13 protein-coding genes are annotated in these 16,802 nt (G+C 52.7%); 4 read left to right on the top strand and 9 right to left on the bottom strand.

What is annotated here, in order from left to right:
• Positions 1 to 399: 399 nt before the first annotated feature.
• Entirely contained in the window at positions 400 to 1,200 is an 801-nt protein-coding gene (locus CD932_RS09625) for an SOS response-associated peptidase family protein (protein ID WP_094442442.1), read from the bottom strand.
• 160 nt (positions 1,201 to 1,360) lie between these two features.
• On the opposite strand from CD932_RS09625, the gene CD932_RS09620 reads away from it, so the two are divergent.
• A complete protein-coding gene (locus CD932_RS09620) occupies positions 1,361 to 2,374 on the top strand; it encodes a CBASS cGAMP-activated phospholipase (protein ID WP_094442441.1) in 1,014 nt (337 codons plus the stop codon).
• Between the two features lie 2 nt (positions 2,375 to 2,376).
• On the top strand, positions 2,377 to 3,792 hold the full coding sequence (locus tag CD932_RS09615; protein ID WP_094442440.1) for a cyclic GMP-AMP synthase DncV-like nucleotidyltransferase: 1,416 nt from the start codon (positions 2,377 to 2,379) through the stop codon (positions 3,790 to 3,792).
• 5 nt (positions 3,793 to 3,797) lie between these two features.
• Here CD932_RS09615 and CD932_RS09610 read toward each other — a convergent pair whose 3' ends face one another.
• From CD932_RS09610 to CD932_RS09585, 6 genes are all read right to left on the bottom strand, one after another.
• Positions 3,798 to 6,968 carry an error-prone DNA polymerase gene (locus CD932_RS09610; RefSeq protein ID WP_094442439.1) on the bottom strand — a complete coding sequence of 1,057 codons (3,171 nt, stop codon included), beginning with the start codon at positions 6,966 to 6,968 and terminating at the stop codon, positions 3,798 to 3,800.
• A 3-nt stretch (positions 6,969 to 6,971) separates the two neighbouring features.
• The gene (locus CD932_RS09605) at positions 6,972 to 8,444 is read right to left on the bottom strand and encodes a DNA polymerase Y family protein (RefSeq protein ID WP_094442438.1); all 1,473 of its coding nucleotides are present in this window, start codon (positions 8,442 to 8,444) and stop codon (positions 6,972 to 6,974) included.
• Entirely contained in the window at positions 8,377 to 9,120 is a 744-nt protein-coding gene (imuA, locus tag CD932_RS09600) for a translesion DNA synthesis-associated protein ImuA (protein WP_094442437.1), read from the bottom strand. The genes CD932_RS09605 and imuA overlap by 68 nt, the downstream gene beginning before the upstream one ends.
• Before the next feature lie 825 nt (positions 9,121 to 9,945).
• Entirely contained in the window at positions 9,946 to 10,146 is a 201-nt protein-coding gene (locus CD932_RS09595; RefSeq protein ID WP_094442436.1) for a hypothetical protein, read from the bottom strand.
• Between the two features lie 283 nt (positions 10,147 to 10,429).
• Complete coding sequence (locus tag CD932_RS09590; protein ID WP_094442435.1) at positions 10,430 to 11,353, bottom strand: phage exclusion protein Lit family protein; 924 nt, start codon at positions 11,351 to 11,353, stop codon at positions 10,430 to 10,432.
• Between the two features lie 105 nt (positions 11,354 to 11,458).
• Positions 11,459 to 11,896: a GIY-YIG nuclease family protein gene (locus CD932_RS09585; RefSeq protein WP_141213219.1), complete on the bottom strand. Its 438-nt coding sequence runs from the start codon at positions 11,894 to 11,896 to the stop codon at positions 11,459 to 11,461.
• 448 nt (positions 11,897 to 12,344) lie between these two features.
• Between CD932_RS09585 and CD932_RS09580 the strand changes: the two genes are divergently transcribed.
• Complete coding sequence (locus CD932_RS09580) at positions 12,345 to 12,638, top strand: H-NS family nucleoid-associated regulatory protein (protein WP_094442433.1); 294 nt, start codon at positions 12,345 to 12,347, stop codon at positions 12,636 to 12,638.
• A 521-nt stretch (positions 12,639 to 13,159) separates the two neighbouring features.
• Positions 13,160 to 14,692, top strand: a complete 1,533-nt coding sequence (locus CD932_RS09575; protein WP_094442432.1) for an HNH endonuclease — start codon at positions 13,160 to 13,162, stop codon at positions 14,690 to 14,692.
• A gap of 145 nt (positions 14,693 to 14,837) precedes the next feature.
• Here CD932_RS09575 and CD932_RS09570 read toward each other — a convergent pair whose 3' ends face one another.
• Together CD932_RS09570 and CD932_RS09565 are read right to left on the bottom strand one after the other, a co-directional pair.
• Complete coding sequence (locus tag CD932_RS09570) at positions 14,838 to 15,296, bottom strand: Mov34/MPN/PAD-1 family protein (protein ID WP_141213218.1); 459 nt, start codon at positions 15,294 to 15,296, stop codon at positions 14,838 to 14,840.
• A 167-nt stretch (positions 15,297 to 15,463) separates the two neighbouring features.
• Positions 15,464 to 16,801, bottom strand: coding sequence for an IS4 family transposase (locus tag CD932_RS09565; RefSeq protein ID WP_094442111.1), 1,338 nt, complete (start codon positions 16,799 to 16,801; stop codon positions 15,464 to 15,466).
• Position 16,802: the final 1 nt, after the last annotated feature.

Genomic DNA, 16,802 nt, shown 5'->3' with positions numbered 1-16,802 from the left:
ACCTCTTTACGGGACGTTTTTAGGTCCAGACTCTGGCGGGATACCGTCAATCAGCTCGGTGTCCGCAGTTCCCTGAAGCTCAGCCCCTGCTTCGGTCTCGCTTCGCCGAACGACTCGAAGTAGACGCGACCATCGCTGCCGCTTGGAACAAAGTCCATTGTCGACAACCACCCACGCACGTGATGCATCGCGGAATGAATGCCGGCATCATGTCGACGTACACGCTTTTGGTTTCAAAGCCTTCTCGCTGCCGACATGCCGCATCTGCGCAAAGCGCAAGTCCTGTGATGTAACTTCGCCGTATAACGCCGGAAGAGCTTGCGAAGTACAACTAAGTTTTGTGCCTCTCTGCAGTTGGCGCATGCCTCTGAGGCTTTTCATACCTTGGCCTAGACCAAGTTAAAATAGAGATGCCTGCAGCGCGCTCTCTGGCTCCGCAAGAGGGGGCTCGGCGTCATCAACCTCGTCTTTATCCATGGTCTGTTTCGGTGCCGCGAACGCCTGCAGCTCTGTCTCCGAACGCAGCTCAATGAGGACACGCGCGAACTCGGGATTCGTCGAGCTAAGCCAATCATCGTAATACTCCGGTCGAAGAATTGCTACGCCTCGTTTCTCTTCTCCAGGCCGATGGAATCGATTGAGTAATGGGTGGTCGTCAGCATTCAATGTGAAGTGAGTAAAGCTGTGAGTGATGATGCCATCTTTCTCTTCCCAAGTTCGCCACATCCCAGGCAACCCGATAGGCTCGGCGCCTGCGAGCTCGATTGCCCAGCGCTCGTGCACGCCTGTTTCCCAATTTGGCTCGAAGACCCTTAACGCGGGCACGATGCACAACTGCTGCTGCAGCCAGAAGCGCTTATAGTTGAGCTTGCTCCCAACTTCTTCCGCGCGCGCGTTCATCGTGTCCATCCGAATGCGTGGGGGCTCCGGTGTCGGCTTCCCTTGAGCCAGAGCCTTTGCTACCTTCGTGTCGAATTTGGCTTTTTCTTCTGGCGTCAATTTCTTGAATGGGCGATGTCGCTGTGGTACGAAGCCGTACGAGCCTACCAAAGCTTTCCGGTTTCCCTGGTCGTCGTGGACGATAAACGGCGCTAAACGGTCTTTGTAGATTTCATCGCGCCATTCGTCGCTGGCTTCAATTGGCGTGCGGAACCAGTCGAACGATACCTGGCGAGACACTGTGATGTAGTTGACGCACATGCCTAATATTCCTTTTCTAATAGCCAGAGGATTTTACGCCCGATTGTTCGGAGGTGTCAGCAACGCTCAGCTTCGATGTTGAAATTCTATTTCATAATTGTTTTTACTTTAATGCAACCAAATGCGGTATATTTGTCATGTTTAATTGGAAAGTGTTCAGATGAAAGAAAATGTTTCGGTGTGGCCTGCAGAACAAGAGTTCCATGCACTGGCACTTTCAGGTGGAGGGTTCCGTGGGCTCTTCACCGCCCAGGCGTTGGCAAGTATTGAGGAAGCTACTGGGCGACCGATAGGTCGACATTTTGACCTTATCTGTGGAACTTCAATTGGCGGGATAGTCGCGATTGCTGCCGCCTTTGAAGTCCCGATGTCAAAAGTTGTGGAGGTTTTTACTTCTTGCGGGCTGAGTATTTTTCCTCCGGAACGGCGCGCGCCACACGGCGGGCTCGCATACAAATTGGATTTGTTTAAGCACCTAGACAAGCCCCGATACTCAACTGCTCCGTTACGAGATGCTATCGAGCAGCTCATTCCCCGTGGAACTCTTTTCGGTGACGCAATTCATCCGGTTGCTATTCCTGCGGTGAACCTTACTCAAGGAACGCCACAAGTATTCAAGACGCGTCACAAAATTGAGTGGCAACGTGACAGCAATTTCGCTGCAGTAGATGTTGCGCTTGCTACCGCTGCGGCACCAACCTTCTTTGAACTTGCTGAAATCGGAGGAGACCGGTATGCCGATGGTGGCCTGTTTGCAAATGCGCCGGACCAGATTGCACTGCACGAGGCAGAACATTATTTTGGCGTGTCGCCGGCTTCATTCCATCTACTGAGTATCGGGACGACGACGAAGTCTTATTCGGTTGCGCATTCTGCAGGCCGACAGTTCGGTATTGGAAGCTGGATGAAGGACACACGTTTGGTTTCAGTAATGATATCGGCGCAGCAGCAATTTGTAGGACAGCTTATGGCCCACCGCTTGGGTTCGCGGTATGTCCGTTTAGACCGAGAACCATCGCATGAGCAGGCTGAAGAGTTAGGGCTTGATGTCGCGAGCGACGGAGCACGGGCCACGCTCATTAGCTTGGCGAGGAAAGCGGTGTCCGACACAGTCACCACAACCTTAACACCTTTTTTAAAGCACGCGCCTTACTTAAAAATAATTAGAGACTGAATATGGGTAAAGCAGCTCAACTTTTTAGCGGTAACGCTCCAGACTCGTTAATAAATCGCTTGACGCCTAGTGTGGAGCAGCGCGAGTTCTTGCAATTGCAGTGGAATGCGATGCGAGATGTCGTCTGCCCTATGCTACGCGATGATTCAGGCTTCCCAATCTCTACTTGGCTACAAGGGTCCTATAAGTACGGAACACTTATTAAACCCGTTCATCTTCATGAGGAATACGACGTTGATGTTGGCATCTATTTTGAGTGGGTAGGGAAAGCAGGGGAGGCCTATCCGGCGCCAGAACAACTGCGCGCTTGGGTGCAGAATCGGCTGTCCGACTACGGAAAAGAATGTGAAGATGTGGAGCGAGTAGAAGAACCTGCGAAAGAACGCTGTTCGCGTGCGCTTTTCAAGAGACAATTTCATATCGATACCCCCGTCTACCATTTGGACCGGTCCACTGACACACGCCGCCTAGCCACCCTTGCTAAAGGCTGGGAATCGAGTGACCCCAAGCCAATCTACAAATGGTTCAGAGACGCAGCTAGTGGCGCAGAACGTGAGCAACTTCGGCGCCTAATCCGGTATATGAAAGGCTGGGCGGCAGTCGCCTTTGTAGAGACGCCAGACTCGCGCCCATCATCCATTCTCATTACGGTGGTTGTCACGGAGGCTTTTCAGGCCGCATGGTTTGAACGGCTACTTGGATTGAAGGATGACGACGACGCGCTCGTTGACATCATCACCCGTATCCATAACAGGCTGTTCGCCGCCAGAGAGGTTCGTAACCCCGTTGATAGGGACGAAGACCTGAACCGCATGACGGATGATGCTTGGGATGCCTTTCTAAGTAACATGCAAGGCCTGCGTGACGCCGCTGAACAAGCCATAGAAGCGAACGACGAGGCTGCTTCTGCGCTTATATGGTCGCAGCCCTTTTCGTTCCTTATGCCGCTTCCTGACGTAGCCGCGGTGGAAATGCAGGAAGAAGTGTCTGGCAGAGCTGTGATGCAGATTCCGGATATTGAGATAGCTGTGTTTGTTGGAGATAGCAAACAGCCTGACGTGACATATGACAATGAAGTGCCCGGCGTTGCGAAAAATTGTTGGTTAGTATTCCGAATAAAAAATCAGCATATCATCCCGGATTACGCCACAGTCGAGTGGACTGTGCGTAACGCTGGAAATGAATCAGATGGAATTGGAGACCTTGGTCATCGGAAAATGGGCATGCGACTTTTAACCGTGCGTGAGCATACCTCGTATTCAGGCAAGCACTACATGGACTGTGTCGTGAGAGTGAATGGACAGGTGTATGCGGCAAGAAGAGTAACGGTCCATATTAAAAATATTCTCCGAGCAGAACGAAATCCTCCGAAGCCAGCCTACACGAAGCTGGTTAGTCGACTGCGTCGTCGGCGCTAAATTTTCTATTGGAAATCCCGCGACTTTGTGGGAATCTCACCAAGTAAATGACTAAGGTCGACCAGGCGCTTCGCGACCAAGTGCCGCACGCCACTGTCGGATTGCCATATGCCGTAGACGCCCAACAGTTCAGCGCTCATCACCTCCCGGCGGTATTCCTCGACGAGGCTTGGCCAACAGATGACGTTGACGCTCCCGTGTTCATCTTCTAGGGTGATAAAGACCACGCCCTTGGCTGTACCTGGGCGCTGACGAACGGTTACTATGCCGCAGGCGCGAGCGAGCTGTCGGTCAGCGAACCCTGCTAGCACATCGCTTGTAATGAAGCGCCGCTCCGTCAGCGTGGACCTCAGAAAAGACAGCGGATGGCTACGTAGCGTGAGTCCAAGCCGTTTATAGTCCGTAACAACATCCTCTGCTTCAGTTGGGGCCTCAAGCTCCACCAGGTCTTCAGTAATTTCCGCCGGTCGGAGCAGCCCTTTGTCTGGCACACTAGACTTTGCCTGCCACATTGCTTGGCGCCGGTTCCCTGACAGGGTTTGAAGTGCGTCCCCTTGAGCCAATTTGTTCATATCGCCTTCGTCTAAGTTGGCACGATATGCGAGGTCGATAGTGTTTTTGAACGGCGCAATGGCGCGCGCTTCCTCTATGCGCCACGCGGCCTCCTGCTCCATGCCGTTGATAATGTTCAGCCCGAGTCTCACTGCAGGCTGTGTCCCTTTTGTTGGAGGCTCTAGTGTGGCGTCCCAGTTGCTAATGCAGACGTCCGGTGGCCGCACTTCAATGCCATTGCGCTGTGCGTCCTGCGCGAGAGAGGACGATGAGTAAAAACCCATCGGTTGGCTGTTGAGCAGCGCTGCAAGAAAGGCCGCTGGCTCATGCCGCTTTAGCCAACAAGATGCATAGGCTATCAGCGCAAAGGAATGAGCGTGGGACTCGGGAAACCCGTACGCGGCAAATCCTTTAAGCTGGCCGATGATGTTGTTGGCGAACGCTTCGTCGTATCCACGTGCGAGCATGCCGGAAAGAAGGTCGTCCTCGAACTGTGCCAGGTTGCCTTTGCGCTGCCACGCTGCCATGGCTCGTCGCAGTGCATCTGCTTTGCCAGCGGAGAATCCGGCTGCGACCATGGCAATCGACATGACCTGTTCTTGGAAAATCGGCACGCCGAGCGTGCGCTGCAGGACACCCTGAATTTCATCGCTTGGGTAGCTCACAGGTTCGAGACCTTGCCGGCGCCGGATATAAGGCTGAATCATTCCGCCTTGTATTGGCCCTGGTCGAATAATCGCAATCTCGATTACTAGGTCGTAGAACGTGCGTGGCTGCATGCGCGGCAGCATAGACATCTGCGCGCGAGACTCAATCTGGAATACGCCCATGGTCTCAGCTTCACAAATCATCTGGTAGGTTTCAGGGTCCTCGGCTGGGATATCCCCCAATTCAAACCTGCAGCCCCGCTGTTCGGAAACCAGTTCGAGCGCGCGCCGGATACACGACAGCATCCCCAAGGCAAGGAGGTCAATTTTCAATAAGCCTACTGCATCGAGGTCATTCTTGTCCCACTGGACGACAGTCCGGTCTTCCATGGCTGCGTTTTCAATCGGTACTAGGCGAGACAGTTTCGTATGCGAGATGACGAAGCCGCCAGGGTGTTGCGAGAGATGCCGCGGCATGCCAATCAGTGCGTTGGCGAGGTAACTCCATTTCTCGGCGATAGGCGAATCGGGGTCAAAACCACATTCAAGTAGACGCTGCTGCAAATCAGCATGGCCACCCCAGGAGTTGCGGGCCTTTGCGACTTTGTCTACCACGCTCAGGTCGACGCCAAGGGCCTTGCCTACATCACGTAATACCGATTTTGGACGATAAGCAGTCACGACGGCAGTCAATGCCGCTCGCATACGGCCATATTTTTTATAGACATATTGAAGCACTTCTTCACGCCGTTGGTGCTCAAAATCGATATCGATGTCTGGTGGCTCATTCCTCTCTTTTGACATAAACCGTTCAAAGAGAAGTGTGCCGCGCGACGGGTCCACCTCGGTCACGCCCAGACAGTAGCAGACAGCGCTATTGGCTGCGGACCCACGGCCCTGACAGAGGATTTGTTGGGACCGGGCGAATCGCACAATGTCGAACACTGTTAGAAAATATGGCTCGTACCGCAGCTCTTCGATGATGCCCAGTTCATGCTCAAGCTGGGCATGGACGTTCTCTGGAATTCCGTGCGGGTAGCGCCAATGGGCGCCAAGGTACGATTCTTTGCGCAAATATGTTGCTGGCGTTTCGCCCTCGGGAACCAGCTCGTGCGGGTATTCGTAGCGAAGTTCATCCAGCGAAAAATTGCAGAGCTTCGCCAAGCGCATAGTCTCTGCTAAGGCTTCGCGGGGATACAGATTGCCCAACCGAAGACGCGACCGAAGATGCTGTTCTGCGTTCGGAGGCAGCTTGTAGCCGCACTGCGCGACAGGAATGACGTGGCGAATGGCGGTCATGGTGTCGTATAGCGGCTTGCACGAGCGCACGTGCATTCTCACATCGCCTGTGGCAACGACGGGCATGCTGAATTCGCCGGCGATGTCGTCCACCAACTGGCGGTGGATTCGGTCTTTATTCCGATGGTGTAGCGTGAGCGCGATGCGAGCCCGGCCGGGTGCGCACTGTACAAGCCACGCAGCCTGGCGTGCGACTTCTTCGTATGTCGCGCCATATCTTGGCGACAGGATGAACTGGCAATCGGGCAGGCCACGAAGGTGAACGAGGTCGCCCACTGGCGTCGCAATATCGCGTGGCCGCACCAGATAACTCCCTTTGTCTGCGCTCATCCTTCCAACGGTAATCAGTTCGCTCAAGTTGCCATAGCCGTTCTTGTTCGTGGCGAGAATGATGAGCCGAAATGGAGGACTGCCGTCTTCAGGGGTAACTTCCATTTGACTGCCGATAAGCAGTGTTAGCCCAAGCTCCTTCGCGGTGATGTGAGCACGCACGACACCAGCCAGAGAGCATTCGTCAGTAATGGCCAGCGCCGAGTAACCTAAGAAGTAAGCTCGTTCGACTAGCTCGTCCGGCGCCGATGCACCCCGCAGAAATGAGAAATTCGAGATACACTGTAGCTCGACGTATTCAGGTAGAGCTGCCCCTGGTGCGGGTGGCTTGGATGGGATGGTGTGCATCGTTCACGCAAAGAGCCCATGCAGATACCAAAGCACGTCGTCGCGCACGCGCTCTCGATAAATCCAGTAGCAGCTTTGATTAGAGGCTTGCGCAACATAGTAATCGCGCGCCGCCGTCTGGTCCGCCCACCAGCCTGCTTCTAATCGTTCGGGGCCTTCGATAAATCGCAGCGGACTCATATAAAACGGACGCTCGTCGCGCATCAATAATTTAATCGGTTTGGGCAGTAACCAAAATGGACGCCCTTCGAGAATGTCTTCGATTTGAGAGCGCGGTTGCTTTGTCGTAGCGGACACCCAGCTGTTGCACACCTCTGGACGGTAGTCATCCACGTCTGCGGGAACAAGCACATTTTCCTGACCGAGCCGAGCTGTAAGCAATTCCAGCAGACGAGCAAGGTCTTGAGGTGAACCGCCTGGCTCCGGGAACAGCGACTCGTTTGGCGGCAACATTGCCTCGACATCGAGTACCTGCAATCGCAGCGCGATGACGGGGCGCTCCAATTCCACTTTGGCCAGCCGCTCCTTCAGCAGACGCACGAGATGTTGTTCCTGCCACGCCGGCTCGGCGAGGGCTATTTCAATTTGGGTTGGTGGTACGGCGGAACGGCCACGCTCGTGTTCCAGGAGCAGCGTGAATGTGCGCACTGACTGTTGCAATGAGACCAGCCATCCGACCAGTTGCAGGATGAGGCTGGTGGCGCCGTATAGCAGGGCTTCCGCATTCTCTACTCGGCCGAAAGTCTCTGCCCGCACGTTGAATGTCAGCGGTGGCCTTATCCACTCGTGCATCTCCGGGGCCTCCCCATAGGCGCGGTCTAATGCTGCGAGCAGCTCTTTACTTGTCCGGCGGAGCAGTCCTGTGCGCGGCAACTTGCGAAGCTGGCCTATGCGCTTAGCGCCGATATCGGTAAGCCAATCGTGAAAGGGCCACGCAGCGGGAACGAGACCGCATGGCAAGGCATCGAGTCGACGGTGTAAGGTGGGAACAGACAGCGCGCGGCGCTGCAGTGTCAATCCTTTGATTCGGTGACTGTGTGCCAGCAGCCATGCTCCCTCGGCGGTGGGCGCGGCTCCTAAGCGTGCAGTAAAGCCTAACTCTTCGATATTGCGCATCACGCGGCTACACAGTGCATGAGGACCTCGAAACAGAGTGAGACTGGCGCTCACATCTAGCAGTACCGAGAAATCTGGCTGGAACGTCACTTCCGGTGTGTACTGCATCAGCGCGGTCGCGATTGCCTCCATCGCTCTGGACTCTTGTTCAGGAGCGCGCTCTAGGGTTTGGGTAGCGGGTGATACGGCGGACACGCCGCCGGTGCGCATGCCCACGCGCACCCCGTCACGCGCTGCATCACGTGACATTGTCAGAACGGCTCCCTTGTCGATGACGACAAAGGCTGCCGCTTCAGACCATCGCGGACGCATACACTCGAGAGGTAGGAGTGGCAGGTACACACTCAACAGCATTTTCATTTTCAGGGACCGGCTTGTGGGCAACCGGCATGTCTACGAGTGGTATAAAAATCGGGGCGTCGCATGTCGGCCCTTTGCGTTTAATGATGTCGGCAGATACACCTCCAGCTGCAGGGCGCAGTGCGATGCGCAAAGGCGATACAGACGCGTCTGAAGCCGCCGCCAGGGGCCGAACGAGCCATAACCAGGTATCGGTACTCTGAGCTGCGAGATTTAAGCGCCTAAGCGACTCTGGGCGAACGTTGGACTGCCAAATCACCACTGCCCCGCAGCTCCCATTTTTGAGAATCTGTTCCGCAGACCACAGGGCGTCGGCTGAACTTTGCGGCCTCAACCACAACAGGTTTCGGTCATTTAGATGCCACGACCGGCATGTCATCGAGTGCGGCAGATAAGGCGGCTGTACGAATGCTATGCGCTCTTTTTGCGACAGCTTGGCCAGGCATGGCTTCAGCAATTGCATTTCGCCGATTCCATGTTGTTCAACTAAGAGCTCAACAAGAGATGAGCGGGGCCAGCCTCTATTCGGTAACTCCTTATCCAACTTCTCGTAGCCGGTGCCCACAGTGGTAGCGTGCGACACGGCAAGCTCACTGGCCCGCCATACGCTAGAGCGCAAGGCCTGGTCTAGAGCGACTTTGCTAGCAGGCGTTATTTCGAGTGGGGTGGCAATCATTGCTTTTCTTACCTGTGTTTATATACAGTATTTTTAGTATAGTCGGCTACTGTATAACCTAGCAAGGAGATTTTGTTGTCAACTTGAATTTAAAAATCGTTGTGGGTATCCGTTGAACTCTAGGTGAAGATATGTTTTTAACAATGAAAGAATGAGTAGGATAAGAGAGGGTTGCAAGCTCCGACGGCCACCGCTGCATGGCTGCACCCCAGTGTGCGTGAGCTACCTGAGGTGAGGAATTGCCAGGATTACCGTAAGGCCTTCCTGAAGTAGCAGAGGAATGTCAGACACCTGAATAACTTCGGAACGCACGACCGCACTCGCATCAATGTCCATGAAGAACAAAAGATTCGTCATCGGGCACAAGAGCTGGATGTGGAGTCAGGACGAACTGGCGCAGACTGCAAGAACGCCAGCGTGATTGCAACAGGTTTACGAAAACAGCTAGCCAGGTGAAAAGTGGAAGGGGCGCCCTTAAACTTCTCCGTTTAGGGGCATTGCATTGCCTTCTGAAAATTTCGAGGTAATCGCAAGGCTTACGCAATCTACCGAGCGAGAGTCGCTTTATGACAAGAACACATGGCGATGATAATCCGACTACACTCGCCGCCGTCCCAGCTTCCATCCAGCGTGTTCATCGCGTTCAGACTCAGCCGGGTGTGAAGTGAAACGCGTCGGTTCATGCCTGCAACACCCTCGCTCCTAACCAGCTTGACAGGTTCTCCGCACTTACGACAAAGCAGACGCCTCCTATGGCTCATTCGCAGCTGGTGGGAAGCCCATCGTCATGGTGCACGCGCAAAGTCCCAGAGAACGTTGCCGTGGTCACGCGATTCGTGCCCTTGCCAGCACAAAAGGCCGCAACAAACTCTGCGCGACGAAAGCGCCAACTTGAAAACCGAGCGTGGCGCCAACCCACGCATTGAGCGCTATGTCGCTGCTGACGATGCCGACGGTCGGTATCACGCAGACTCTTGGACTTGTAAGCAGGAGAACAGCGGCGAGCGGGTCGAGGAAGGTCAGCATCGTTCGGTATGCAAAAACGACAATGGGCATTTCACAGTAGTACCAGTTCAGCCCATGCTCGAGAAGAATGCGAATGCGTTGACACCGGCGCGCTGCCCCCTCTGGTCAACGCAACTCGTCAGTCCATGCGAACCGGTCCCGATGCCGTGATGGTTTTAGTCATGAAGGCTTGGTAGTGCTTCCCCTAACAGGCAGCTAACGTCCCAAAGCGGCCCTAAACAAGCAAAAAAACGACTATTCGGATTTGAGTTGAATGGCAGCCACTTGAGGACGGTTAGAACTATTATTTCGTTTCAATTGCGCCTAGCAAAAACAAACAATATTCACGCTGATTTTTAACAATGGAAGAATTAATTGATATTTTTTTTCTGAAAATCACAGAAATAAGAAGGCATGAAAGGTAAGGCCAAAAATAGTCGTTGTCAGAAACGCCTATAGCATCAACCAGTTCCTGAATCCTGCTTACAACCGACGGATGGCTGGCTGAGCCTTGCCAATGGCTTTCTGGCGTTACTACCAGAAGAAGGATAGATGCGAGTGCAATTGCCATACCTCTTTTATTTTTTAACAGACTTAAATCGTAACCCGATTGCATCGCATATTCATCAATTTTTTCGAGAAGGAAATTTCTTGCGTATTTATCACACTCATATTCTTCTTCAATAGGGTCTATGTTGCTGCCTAAGTTACGAAACTGTACATGCCGTAGCTCATGAAGAAAGCAATACGCAGAGGCCATACATAGCAAATCAAAAACCATACTCCCGTTAACATCGCTTGGCTTTCCGTTATCCGGATTTGGTATGCTCGACGGCCAAGCAACATCATCGACATTTTCAGCCTCTTTTAGCATGTCAATAGCGTCATACAGAGCCGACACTTCCTTCTGAATATCAATTTCTTCTTGCTCACTTACCATGCTGTATGGAAAAAATGATATTCCAGTTGCTTGATATAGGATTAGATAAGGAAGATAAAGATTAAAAGAATGCTGTGCTGCAAACCCAAGCAGCCAAATCTGGCACATTGTTTTATGGTCAAAAAGTACTAAGCCAAACGAACCCGCTTCGAGCGAAAAGCCCTTTTTGTCATATGTTTGGTGCACATTGGGCTGATGTTCTTCCCACATCTGCGATAGTTCTACCGCCCGCTCTGGCGCAGACGCGCGGATAGCTATCTTTACTGCATCCTCTGCAACATTATTCATGGGCCTTATCCAGTAACAAAGCAAATATCTGATATCTTATAGACATTCAGATAATTTTTTATTTTTCAACGAAATGTTTTTTCTAGAACTGCCAAATCAATGCCCCTAACTCAGCGTACTGCTCTTAAAAACTCGCATTTGGTAGTCGTATTCTTCCAGTCTATCAAGATACCAGCGCTCATATTTTATACCATTTTTTTGCAAAATTTCATCTATATCGCAGGATAATTTGTTGTGAATATTTAAACCGTTTATAACATCCGGCCAAGAAATATCTATTTCGTTATCATAGGCTTCAAATACCTCAAAAAATTCACGCCGAGGGTTAGGTCGATAATATGCTAACTCTTTGTGAATCAACTTCTCCACTGAATGCATGTCAGCCACCTCCCATACATGTAGAATGTGGTATGGATGTGACGAACTGGAGTTGTAAAGTTCCTTGCAACGTCTAACTGGATTATTGGAGTAGCCAATTTTTACCCTATGTGCAGCCTCCTCCATAACCATCATATAAATAAATTGTTTTTCAATAAAAATCAATCTTGCCTCCTTAAAAATTATTAAATTTTTATATATATTGACGCGAAATTTTAAAAATTCCGTCTAAACAATATTTGCCAGCACGGAAACTGTAGATGCTAATGCATAACTACGTTTTTCAAGCAATTCATGTTTCGACTAACGGACGTAAAAATAAATTTCTAACAAAAAGATAATTGCTGCTTCCTGCCCAAGCTATGTAAAAACGCTAAAACAAGAAATTTTGATGGGTAGGGTAACCGGCCGATTGACGACCGCCGGAAATCGCCCAAAAATAGCCATGGTGTTTATAAATTAGCTGTTATTAACATACACACGTCGGCGCCAATTGAACAGGCTACTCATATCGAACGGGTGAAGGCCACCATTGGTTTGGCTAAATCATTATCGATATGTTATATTGCGCGTGTACTCATTCGTTTAAATCACCTATCCCGTTGGAGACAATATGACGTCGTACGCAGAGTATGTTGAACAAATCGCAAAATTGCAATCCCTGGCCGAAGCTGCCCGCAAAAATGAAATCAGTGGTGCAATTCAGAAAATTAAGGATTTGATGCAACAGTACGGCATCACCGTGGACGACCTGTCCTCTGGAACTCGCAAGAAGGCAGCAAAAATCAAGGGCAAGGTTGCTGCACAATTCAAAAACCCTGAAACAGGAGAGACCTGGAGTGGACGTGGCCGGGCGCCACGTTGGCTTGATGGTAAGGACAGGGATGCGTATAGCATCAAGGGCTAGTGCGATTTCGGGACCGAGGGAGTCAGTATCCCCCGCAATGCGCGCGCACGATTCAGACTTGGACAAGCTCTGCACGTGCTCCGGTCGCTGCAGCGAAATGCGAGGACCGGAAACCTGCATTAACAGTTAGCGCATCACATACCAGGTGATGGCAGATTGAGGAAGAAATATAAACTCCATGGCGTATACTCTGTATAGGTTGCTCGCGATTGTCTTCAAACCATCTGGCAAATGGTCGTAAGTAAGCGAGCTCAGTTTTAGTGCCTCAGATGTATTGGCTCTGTTGATAGCGTGGCAAGCTCAATCTCACTTAGAGCGCGACGGGCGTCGGCAAATTCATTCACGACGGCTGTGAGTCTGCTGGTAAAAAACAGGAGGAGAACTGAGCACACAGTCGTGACGTTTCGTGAAGAGTCGCTAGTAATAAGCGTAAAGAAACATGGGCGCTGTCAATAGTCCAAAGAAAACAAGAACAGGCGTGTCCGGTTCTTTTTATATTTACCATATACGTCGAGGTGTCAATGGAACCAGAAGTGAATATTACCGAGGCCGCCATACTGGTCGGAATGTCACCCCAACTATTGCGTTGGTTATCGAGTTATGCTCCGAAAAGTTTTTCTACCAAGAAGCTGCCTATCGCACGAAAGGTTGGCCCAGTTACGTTTTATAAGACAGCTGAACTAATTGAATTTAATGCTTGGCTGGCAGAACCCTGGCCAGCGAAACTTGGCGAACGCCCCCACATTCCCACTAAAATTAGAGAAGAAATCATCCAAGAGGCAGCAGCGCAATGTGCGTTCTGCCATACCCATGCTGATACCTGTGAAGCTGCACATATAGACCCCATTTCGCAGAGTAAAAACAACCATCCCCATAATCTAATTTGGCTCTGCGCGAATCATCACACAAGTTACGATAAGGGGCTGATAGGCCCGAAAGCTGGAACCGAGAACTTCGTCAAGAACTTGAAAGCTATTCTTCTCGGATATTCAAAAATTGTGTACGAAGTCAAGGCCGAGGCCGCCACAGAAGCATTTCATCTTTTAGAAGTGTGTCGACGCGCCGCTTCTCTTAACCCCACCACCCCGGAACAGATTGCCTCAACCGAATATATTGGGGAAGATGTTTTAGCAAAACTTGTAGGAATCTCAAACGGTACAGCTAAAAACCCAGGAACGAAGAAAGGCAAAAGTATTCAAGCGTTTTTGAAGCTCGGCAATTTACTTTCGAGTGAGAAGTTAGCTGCATCGCTCCCGGTCAAATCACGTCTCGAGGCCGTGACGGCAGTTCGAGAAGACTTCCGCTTGGCAGCAGGTCTAAAAGTATGCCCGCTATGTGCAGGTTCACGTCTACGCAATGGCGATGAATGCGCATTTTGTGGAGGAGAAGGGTCTGTTACTGCAAAAGCCGAAGAAAATTTCGACCCTCGCGAATTTGAGGTCGTGAACTGCCCGCTTTGTGATGGCAATGGACGCCATGAGGGCGAGAGTTGTCCAGTGTGTCAAGGTGAGTGTCAGATGGAAAGGCGATTCGCAGAAGCTGTCGACATTAACGATTTCGACCAAGTTGACTGCCCCCTCTGCACGGGTACAGGTCGGAGCGGGTCCCATGATTGTGAGATTTGCCATGGGGACTGCAGGATACCACGACGAGTTGCTGAGGCCGTCGAAATAAGAGACTTCGATTCGGTCGAATGCCCGTTGTGTCAGGGTTCTGGACGTTCGGATGAGGGTGATGATTGCCCATTATGCGTCGGCGAGTGTACCGTTTCCCGCCGTCTTTCCGCCACGGTCGACTTAAGCATTTTCGATAAGGTCGACTGTCCGCTGTGTGACGGAACTGGGCAAAGCGAATGGGGCGACTGCTCATATTGCGGTGGCGAGGGCATAGTGAGTAAAGGCCACGCAGAACAATTCGACCCGGCAGAGTACGAGCTTGCGGAATGCCCAATCTGCGAAGGCACAGGCAGTAACGACGAAGGCGATTGCGAAATTTGCGAAGGTGGCGGGCAGGTTACAAAAGTTTTGGCGAATAGGTTGCGACGTCGCAGGTAAGCGTGCCCCCATACCCGAGCAAGAGGCCAGGTGGTGATGCGTCGCACCGCCGAACTGGTTGGACGGCAGGCGCCGCCATCCGCGTTCCCCTGACTTGCTTCATAACAAGAGCACATGTCGATGATATAGATGTTCTTGGTACAACTCACGAGGATTGACACTCTATAAAAACGTTCGTTTCTCCCTCTCTATCGACAAGCGAAACGTACAGGCCAACGCGGCCGACGATAACGGATAAGGTCGCACGCCCATCTTGACGAGCTAAGGCTCGGTGCCTCCAGCCATTCATGTCCACACTTGAAGGGCTTGGCCTATCTTCCGGATGAGTATGCCATTCACCAAGATACCGAATTTCCCCGTCGCTCTGTTTCCACATGAGGTCGGCTTTCGTTTGATGACCTGGGTCGTTACGCTCATATCGCATCCGATGCCGAACATCCCCAGCCTGAGGCTGAGTGGCCTGTATCACCTCTAGGTGCTCACCACGGACATGACCGAGCAATATACCGCCGGCCTCTGTCGCAGCCCGAGAGTTTTGGCGATACATATCAAAGGTTTCGAGCACTGATGCTTGAAACAATAAATATATCTTTTGGCTCGGCATCTGCCACAAATCTACGAATCGCACGCCGGGCAACCTTCGATATTTGGCGGAGAGGAATCGGGTTGGCAAGTGTAGCCCGGTACCATCACTCTTGTCCGCAAGGTGCTTGTTTGGTTTCCTGCTACCCAGTCTAACGCCATATCTAAAGCCATATCGTTATACATAAGTCAGCCAAGCCCATCGCGCAGTGCGCGTAATGTTTCGGCTGCGGCGTGAACTTGACTCAATCCGCGCCAGATGGTTTTGACGCCGGGTTCTCCGTCGCTTTTCCGACCGAGGAAGCCGCCGACTTGGGCGATCAGGCGGACGATCTCGTTCAAGGTGGGCGGCGAGGCTGGCATCTTCTTCTTGGTCAGCAAATGGACGCCACGAATCTCGTCAGGATCGAAGAACAGCGCGGCATCGAGATCGGGGCAGGTCCTGCCCATCCGCATCAGAAAGGTGATGCGCCAGGCGACCACCATGAACAAGGCCAGCGCCCGCTCGATGCGGTCGATGGCCGATAGCTGCAGCGCTTCGACCTTGCAACCATTTTTGATCACATGGAAATAAATCTCGATCTCCCAGCGCGCCCGGTACCACTCGATCAATTCGACGGCTTGCTCGACCGTCTCGATGGGCCGATTGGTCAGCAGGCGCCATTCGACCGGCTCGCTGCCGGCCGGCGCGCCCACTTCGCGCGCCACCACGCAGGTCACGCCCAGGCGCCCGCCTTTGCCGTCGGCAATCTCGACCTGCCGGGCCCACAGTTGTTGGCGCACAGCACGCGCCTTCTGATCTTCGCGGGCCGGCATGGTGAAGCTGATTTCCCCCAGGGCCGTACCGCTGCAAGTGTACTCCCACAGCTTTTCGCCGTCGTCCACACTGCGGTTGTGTGTGGCGCGCACCAGCCAGTCGGCCGGCGTGTCCAAGTCACGCGCGCGACGCATCAACGCCACTACGTCGGCCTCGCGGTCGGCCACGTACACCAGCCGTGTGCCGGCCAACGTCGCGGCCATCTCGGCCACGCGTTCGTAACCCTCGATCCAGCGCGCGCTTTCTTTCTGTCCGGGACGTACGCCGTCCTTGCCGCGCTTCGCGCGCGCCCACATCCAGGCATCGAGCACGCCGAGCGGTTCGCGTGTCGGCGTGACGGCGTAGGTCGGATGCAGGTACATGCCGCGCCGTGCCTCATAGTTCAGCGGCCCAAGCCCCTCCGCTTCCTGGCCGTTGAAATCGAGTTCGGTCGTGTCCTGGATGCACAGCACGACAGGATGGGCCTGCATGCGCTCGCGGGTACGCTCCCAATGCGGGGCCAGGATGGCCTCCCAAGACACATCATCATTGGCGAGAAAGCGGTAGGCCGCGCAGGTTTCGCTCCAACTGTCGCAGGCCTCGGGAATGCTCGCCGTCGGCTTTGCCGTAAATCGTTCCATCAGTGTTCTCGCTCGTTTGTCGAGGCGAGCATCGCCCAAGTCCAGTCCAGCAAACTCTTGCTCCGTCCAGCGGCTCGATACCTTGGTCAAT

It is taken from the genome of Janthinobacterium sp. PC23-8 (assembly GCF_002250505.1).
Taxonomy (GTDB): Bacteria; Pseudomonadota; Gammaproteobacteria; order Burkholderiales; family Burkholderiaceae_D; genus Janthinobacterium.
This window is presented reverse-complemented; position numbering and strand designations above follow the sequence as displayed.